Source organism: Corynebacterium sp. LK2590 (genome assembly GCF_040946105.1).
Classification (GTDB): domain Bacteria; phylum Actinomycetota; class Actinomycetes; order Mycobacteriales; family Mycobacteriaceae; genus Corynebacterium.
Map to the genome: position 1 here is coordinate 224,017 of NZ_JAYWMH010000005.1, position 7,516 is coordinate 231,532.

At 66.7% G+C, this 7,516-nt stretch carries 6 protein-coding genes; 3 read left to right on the top strand and 3 right to left on the bottom strand.

Going from position 1 to position 7,516, the window contains the following annotated elements; genetic code table 11:
• Nucleotides 1–12: 12 nt before the first annotated feature.
• Nucleotides 13–1,635 carry a phosphoglucomutase (alpha-D-glucose-1,6-bisphosphate-dependent) gene (pgm, locus tag VVR85_RS08130; RefSeq protein WP_368520416.1) on the bottom strand — a complete coding sequence of 541 codons (1,623 nt, stop codon included), beginning with the start codon at nucleotides 1,633–1,635 and terminating at the stop codon, nucleotides 13–15.
• A gap of 172 nt (nucleotides 1,636–1,807) precedes the next feature.
• Between pgm and VVR85_RS08135 the strand changes: the two genes are divergently transcribed.
• The 3 genes from VVR85_RS08135 to VVR85_RS08145 are packed head-to-tail and all read left to right on the top strand — an operon-like array spanning nucleotide 1,808 to nucleotide 3,971.
• Entirely contained in the window at nucleotides 1,808–3,229 is a 1,422-nt protein-coding gene (locus VVR85_RS08135) for an alanine/glycine:cation symporter family protein (protein WP_368520417.1), read from the top strand.
• A gap of 29 nt (nucleotides 3,230–3,258) precedes the next feature.
• A complete protein-coding gene (locus VVR85_RS08140; RefSeq protein WP_368520418.1) occupies nucleotides 3,259–3,573 on the top strand; it encodes a fluoride efflux transporter family protein in 315 nt (104 codons plus the stop codon).
• Complete coding sequence (locus VVR85_RS08145) at nucleotides 3,570–3,971, top strand: CrcB family protein (RefSeq protein ID WP_368520419.1); 402 nt, start codon at nucleotides 3,570–3,572, stop codon at nucleotides 3,969–3,971. The genes VVR85_RS08140 and VVR85_RS08145 overlap by 4 nt, the downstream gene beginning before the upstream one ends.
• A 16-nt stretch (nucleotides 3,972–3,987) precedes the next feature.
• Here the strand turns inward: VVR85_RS08145 and VVR85_RS08150 are convergent, their stop codons facing one another.
• Nucleotides 3,988–6,537 (bottom strand): ABC transporter permease, encoded by a 2,550-nt coding sequence (locus tag VVR85_RS08150; protein ID WP_368520420.1) that lies wholly within the window; start codon nucleotides 6,535–6,537, stop codon nucleotides 3,988–3,990.
• 2 nt (nucleotides 6,538–6,539) lie between these two features.
• On the bottom strand, nucleotides 6,540–7,304 hold the full coding sequence (locus VVR85_RS08155; protein ID WP_368520421.1) for an ABC transporter ATP-binding protein: 765 nt from the start codon (nucleotides 7,302–7,304) through the stop codon (nucleotides 6,540–6,542).
• Nucleotides 7,305–7,516: the final 212 nt, after the last annotated feature.

Below are 7,516 nucleotides of genomic sequence, written 5' to 3' on the forward strand. Positions count from 1 at the left end.
ACAGTTTACACACTACGTGGCGCTGTTCAATGCGTCTTTGACCACATTGACAGCCTCCTGCAGGACTTGTTCCAGGTGTTTTTCACCCAGGAAGGACTCCGCGTAGATCTTGTACTTGTCCTCAGTGCCCGACGGGCGCGCCGCGAACCAGGCATTATCCGTGACCACCTTGAGCCCGCCCAGGGCCGCGCCGTTGCCCGGGGCCTCGGTGAGCTTGGCACGGATCTCCTCCCCGGCCAGCTGCGTGGCCACCACCGCGTCCGGGGCCAGCCCCTTGAGGACGGCCTTGGCCGCGCGGTCGGCGGGCTCGTCGATGCGCGCGTAGGCGGAGCTGCCCAGCTCCTTGGTCAGCTGCTGGTAGCGCTGGGACGGCGACTGCCCGGTGACCGCCTGAATCTCGGCGGCGAGCAGGTTCATGATGATGCCGTCCTTGTCGGTGGTCCAGGTACTGCCGTCGAAGCAGAGGAAGGAGGCACCGGCGGATTCCTCGCCACCGAAGGCCAGGGAGGCGTCCTGCAGCCCCGACACGAACCACTTGAAGCCGACGGGGACCTCCACCAGCTTCCGCTCCAGGCGAGTCGCGACCCGGTCGATGAGCGAGGAGGACACCGCGGTCTTGCCGATCCCGGCGCCTGCCCAGTCCGGGCGGTGGGAGAACAGGTAATCGACGGCGACTGCCAGGTAGTGGTTGGGGTTCATCAGCCCGGCGTCCGGGGTGACGATGCCGTGCCGGTCCGCGTCCGCGTCGTTGCCGGTGGCGATGTCGTAGGTCTCGCGGTTGGCAATCAGGGAGGCCATCGCCGCCGGGGAGGAGCAGTCCATGCGGATTTGGCCGTCCTTGTCCAGGGTCATGAAGCCGAAGGTGGCGTCCACGTGCGGGTTCACCACGGTCAGCTGCAGCCCGTAGCGGCGGGCGATTTCCGGCCAGTAGTCCACCGCCGCCCCGCCCATCGGGTCCGCGCCGATGCGCACGCCCGCATTGGCGATGGCCCGCAGGTCCACTACCCGGTCGAGGTCGCCGACGTAAGCATCCAGGAAGTCGTAGGTCGCCAGGTTCGGATCCGTCACCCCGGCGACGTCGGCGCGCTCGACCCCCTCGAGGCCGGCGCGCAGGTAGCCGTTGGCACGCTCGGCGATCCAGTCGGTCGCCGCGGAGTCGGCCGGCCCACCGCTCGGCGGGTTGTACTTGAAGCCGCCGTCGCGCGGCGGGTTGTGGGACGGGGTCACCACGATGCCGTCGCTGCCCGGGTGGGTAACGATGGCCCGCGAGACCGCCGGGGTCGGGGTGTAGCCGCCGCGGGCATCGACCCGCACGTCCACCCCGCGGGCGACGAGGACCTGCAGGGCCGAGACCATCGCCGGCTCGGACAACGCGTGGGTGTCGCGTCCGATGAACAACGGGCCGGCGATGCCGTGGTCGGTGCGGTAGTCCACGATGGCCTGGGTGATGGCCCAGATATGCCATTCGTTAAACGCCGCGTCCAGGCTGCTACCGCGGTGGCCGGAGGTTCCGAAGACCACCTCTTGCCCCGGGGTGTCAACGTCGGGGCGGAGCACATAATAGGAGGTCACCACGTGTGCGATGTCGTCGCGGTCTTCCGGGCGGGCCGGCTGTCCGGCGCGGGGGTGGGCCATGGCAGGTTCCTCTCGTCGCGTGTTGGGGCCAGTTCTGGCAGGGGCCTTCCGCTTTCATTGTCGCCCGCGCGGGCAGGCTGCGCAGCGTGAGCACACCTGCCATTTACCCCCGCCGGAAATATCTTTTGTCATTTAGGTCACAAATCGCTGTGGCGGCGGGTACATTCCAAGAATGGACTCGTTACAGAATTTGCTCGACTCGGTGGGCTCCGTCGTCTGGGGCCCGTTCTTCCTCGTTCCCCTCCTGCTTTTGACCGGCCTCTTTTTGACCATCCGCATGGGTGGCCTGCAGTTCCGCACCCTCGGGCGCTCCCTGCGCGCGGTGTTCAGCCGCGACGACTCGGATGATTCCACCGACGGTGATATTACGAACTACCAGGCGCTGACCACCGCGCTGGCCGCCACCGTGGGTGTCGGCAACATCGTGGGTGTCGCCACGGCCCTTTCCATCGGTGGACCGGGCGCCCTGTTCTGGATCTGGGTCACCGGCCTGGTCGGTATGGTCACCAAGTACACGGAGGCCTACCTTGGCGTCCGCTTCCGCGTCACCGATTCCCGCGGGGAGCAAATCGGCGGCCCGCAAATCTACCTGAAGCGCGGCATCCGCGGCCCCCTCGGCAAGATCCTGGGCGTGGCCTTCGCCATCTTCGCGGTCTTCGCCTCCTTCGGCATCGGCAACCTGACGCAGGGCAACGCGATCGCGTCCAATATGGAATCCACCTTTGGCATCGACCCGATTGCCTCGGGCGCCATCATGTTCGTCGCCATCGGCGCGGTCCTGCTCGGCGGCATTCAGGCCATCGGCCGCATCACCTCCGCGTTCGTGCCGCTGATGATCATCATCTACGTGGTCGGCGGCATCATCGTGCTGATCACCAACGCCGGGGCCCTCCCGGAGGCCCTGGCCACGGTCTTTACCGACGCCTTCACCGGTACGTCCGCGGCCGGCGGCTTCACCGGCGCCGGCATCATCATGGTCATCCAGTTCGGTGTCGCCCGCGGTATCTTCTCCAACGAGTCCGGTATGGGTTCCGCCGCCATCGCCGCCGCGGCCGCCAAGACCCCGCACCCAGCCCGCCAGGCTTTCGTCTCCATGACCCAGACCTTCATCGACACCCTGGTGGTCGTGTCCATCACCGGCCTGGTCATCGTGGTGACCGGCACCTGGGAGGAAGGCCGGGAGAACGCCGCCACCATGACCGCCGACGCCTTCTCCGTCGGCCTGCCGGGCCACTGGGGCGGCACGATCGTCTCGCTGTCCATCATCTTCTTCGCGTTCTCGACCATCGTGGCGTGGTCCTACTACGGCGAGCGGGCCCTGGCCTCCCTGGTGGGCACCATCGCCACCCTGCCCTACCGCATGTTCTTCACCGTCATCGTCTTCGTCGGTGCCGTCACCGAGCTGGACCTGGTCTGGTCCTTCTCCGACCTGGCCAACGGCCTGATGGCAGTGCCCAACCTCGTCGGCCTGCTCATCCTCTCCGGGCTGGTCGCCCGCGAGACCAAAGCCTACCTCAAGTTCGATCCGGGCCTGAACCGCCCGTTCACCGAGGTCCGCGAGTTCACGGAATCCCAGGGGATGAACTGGAAGTAGCGGCCGCGCCGCGGCTAGCATAGGAGACTATGCGCGAAGCTCTGATTGTCGGCGCCGGGGCTGCCCTCGGCGCCGTTGCCCGGGTCGGACTCATGGCGCTGTTTGCCCAGGCGTGGTGGCCCCTTCTAACCATCAACGTCGTCGGCTCAGCGCTCATGGGGTATTTCCGGCCCGGGCCTTTCTGGTCGACCGGCGTGCTCGGGGGGTTTACCAGCTTCGCGACCTTTGCGTTGCTGAGCTCCGAGCTCAGCCCCGGCGCCGCGGCCGCCTACGTGGCAGCCACGCTGCTGGGCTGCGTCGGCGCGTACCTGGCCGGCGCGCACTTCGGGGGTGAGAGGCGATGACGGCACTGAGCCTTAACACCTTGCTGATCCTCGCCGCGGTGGGGCTGGGCGCCTTCCTAGGGGGCATGCTGCGCTACGGCCTTTCGCGCCTTCTGCCCAGCCCCACCGGCACCTTCGCGGCGAATATGCTGGGCTCGCTCGCCCTGGGCCTCACGGTAGGGTTCTTCCGCCTGGGCGGCTGGGAGGCCGGCCCCTGGGGCTCCGTGGCCTATATGGGCCTGACCGGTGGCTTCGCCGGCGGGCTGTCCACCTGGTCTACGTTTGCGCGGGAGCTGGGAGACATGCTCAAGGCCCGCCACTGGGGGCGGGCCTTGCGGTATGCGGCAGCCACGCTGGCGATTGGCATCATCGCCGCGTGGCGCGGGGTCATCTGGGCCGAGCGAATCTGGTTCGGCTAGCCCCGCGCGGGGCGTTTTAGGAGGAGATGGCCTCCAGCGGCGGGGTCTTGGCCGCCCGCCCGGCCGGCCAGAGGGCGGCGATAACGCCGACCACGCCGGAACCGACCAGCATGATGGCTAGCTGGCCCCACGGGACGGTGGCCTCGTCGAGGCCCTGGTCGGACATGACCTGGATGAAGGACCAACCCAGGCCCAGGCCGATGAGGATGCCCATGACCGCGCCGAAGATGGCGATCTGGACGGCCTCCAGGGTGATCATGGTCCGGATCTGGCCGCGCTGGGTACCGACCGCACGCAGCATGCCGATCTCCTGGCGGCGCTCGATGACGCCCAGGGTCAGGGTGTTGACGATGCCCAGCACGGCGATGACCACGGCCAACGCCAGCAGGGCGTAGAGGATGGAGAGCATCTGGTCGATGGCGCCCGCGGATTCGCTGGCGTATTCCTCGCCGGTGGCGACCTGGACGACCACGAGATCCTTGACGGCTTCCTCCAGGTTGCTGCGCAGCTGCTCCGGGTCGGTGCCCTCGGCGGCGTTGACGCCCACCATCTGGGTGGTCAGCGATTCGCGGGGCACGAGCTCCTCGACCAGGGACTGGTTGACCGCGAAGCCCTGAATCATCTGGTTCGGCTCGAAGGTGCCGATGAGCTTGGCGTCGACCGCCTCGCCGAGGCCGCCGGCCTTAGTCATCGGGTAGGTCTGCCCCACCGTCCAGCCGTGCTCGGCGGCGTAGTCGGTGGTGGCGATGAAGCCCGGCTCCGCCTCGAAGTTCACGCTGCCTTCCGCTACATCCAGCTGGAAGAGGTTTTCCGGGTTGGTGTCCATGACCATGGACTGCTGGAAGCGGGGGCCGTAGTCCAGGCTGGCGTTGCCATCGATGGCCACCGGAGCCATGGACAGCGAGAGCACTTCGCCGACCCCGTCGGCCTCGCGGGCCTTGTCGGCCGTGTCGTTCGGCGTCGGGAAGGAGCCCGACTGCGGGCCGGCCAGGATGTAGTCGGCCGAGATCTTGTCATCCAGCACGTTGGAGATGGACGTCTTCATCGTCGCGCCCAGCATGCCGATTGCGGTCACCAGGGCGATACCCAGGGTTAGTGCGAAGGCGGTCGCGGCCGTGCGGCGCGGGTTGCGCCGGGAGTTGGTCGCGGCCAGGCGCCCGATGGCGCCGAAGGGGGCGCCGAAGACCTTGCCCAGCACAGGCACGATGGGCAGGGATAACGCCGGGCCGGCGAGGAAGAAGCCGACGATGACGAAGAGGGCGCCCACGCCGACGAGGATGGCGCGCGGGGTGGTCTCGGCATCGATAAGCGCGCCCGCGGCCGCCAGGGCCGCGCCGAGGACCAGGACGAGGCCGCCGATGATGGTGCGGACCTTGAGCGAGGATCCGGCGGCGGATTCGGTGGTGCGCATCGCCTCGACCGGTTCCACCGCGCCCGCGCGCTGCGCCGGCATCCAGGCAGAGACCACCGTGACGATGGTGCCCAGCACGAGCGGGACCAGGATGGCGGAGGCCGACAGACCCAGCGAGTCATCCATCGGCATGCCCTGGCCGTTCATGGCGGCCTTGATGATGGCGACCAAGCCGATGCCGGCCACGACGCCGAGGGCGGAGCCGATAAGCCCCACGATGAGGGATTCCATGACCACCGAACCGGTGATCTGCCCGCGGGAGGCGCCCAGGGCGCGCAGGAGGGCGAATTCCTTGGTCCGCTGCGCGACGATCATCGAGAAGGTATTCGCGATGATAAACGTGCCCACCAGCAGCGCGATAAGCCCGAAGGCAATAAGGAAGTAGTTGACGAATTTGAGCGCCCCGGAGATGGTCTCAGACAGCTCATCGGCCAGCTTCTGGCCGGATTCCGCCTCGACCTCGTAGGTCGCGTTGAGGTGATCGACCAACTCATCGGCGCTGACCCCTTCGGCCGCGGAGACGCGCAGCTGCTGGGAGTCGCCGTAGAGCTCGTTGAAGCCGTCGGCTTCCATCGACAGCGTCAGCCCGGAGCCCTGCTCGATGGCTGGCTCGACGATGCCGGAAATGGTCATCCGGTCCTGTTTGTCCGGGTGCACCACGACGACCTCGTCGCCGATCCCGATGCCGAATTTCTCGGCGGCCCCGGAGTTGACGACGACCTCATTGGTGCCCTGCGGGGCGTTGCCCTCAACGAGCTCCGCCGGCTGGCCCACCGTGTCCTCGGGCGCGTAGTACGGCACCAGCGCGGACGTACCGCCCTGGGTCTGGTAGGCCTCGGAATCGGAATTGGCCACGACGACCGTCTGGCTCGACTGCATGTTGACGCCGCCGACCTGGGGGTCGTCGGCCAGCTGCTGCCGCATCTCCGCGTTCAGCAGCGGGCCGCCCTCCTTCTGGGAGACAGCCGCATCTACGCCGGTAAAGGAGTTCGACACCGCGGAGTCAAAGGTCGACGACAGCGAGTTGGTGAACATGAACGAGCCCGCGATAAACGCGGTGCCCAGCACCACGGCAAGGACCGTCAGGCCCAGGCGCAATTTGTGGGCCAGAATATTGCGCAGGGACACCCTGCGCATGGTTTTGTTCTTACCCATACTTAGCTCTCAATCTCCGCCATAATCTGGTGGATGGCCTCCATGGAGGGATCCTCCAGCTCGTGGACCAGCCGGCCGTCGGCCAGGAAGACCACCCGGTCGGCGTACGATGCCGCCTTGGCGTCGTGGGTAACAATGACGACGGTCTGCCCGTCCTGGTCGACACTGGTGCGCAGGATGTCCAGGACCTCAGCGGACGAGTTCGAGTCCAGGTTGCCGGTCGGCTCGTCACCGAAGATGATCTCCGGGCGGGAGACCAGCGCGCGGGCGCAGGCCACGCGCTGCTGCTGGCCGCCAGACAGCTCGGCCGGGCGGTGCTCGAGGCGCTGCGCCAAGCCCAGGCGGGTGGTGATCTCGTCAAACCAGGCCTTATCCACCTTCTTGCCGGCGATATCCACCGGCAGCGTGATATTTTCCGCCGCCGTCAGCGTCGGCACCAGGTTAAAGGACTGGAAGATAAAGCCCAGCCGATCGCGGCGCAAGGCCGTAATCTCCTTGTCGCTGAGCTGGGACAGATCCGTATCACCAATCAGGGCGGCGCCACTGGTGGCGGAGTCCAGCCCGGCCATAGTGTGCATCAGGGTGGACTTGCCGGAACCCGACGGCCCCATAATCGCCGTGAACTCCTGGCGGCGGAAGTCGATGGTCACGTGGTCTAGTGCGGAAACTGAGGTCTCCCCCTGGCCGTATTGCTTAAACAGCTCGATGGCCCGGGCTGCGACCGCCGGGGTCGAGGCGCCGACGGGGGAAGCGGCAGAATGAGTCATGTTTTCACTTTCTTCACTGTAGATAACAACTATTACAGCTTAGCGTGCGATATCATCTGACGCATCACCGCCCCACCGGCTATACATACAATCTCGGACAAGAAAGCAGCCACGAAAAGGGCGCAAGGAATAGAGCAGAGATCAAAAAAAGAAAGGGTTTCCGACCTATGGCCGGGAACCCTCCCTTAATGGTTATTGAATTATGTGTTGTT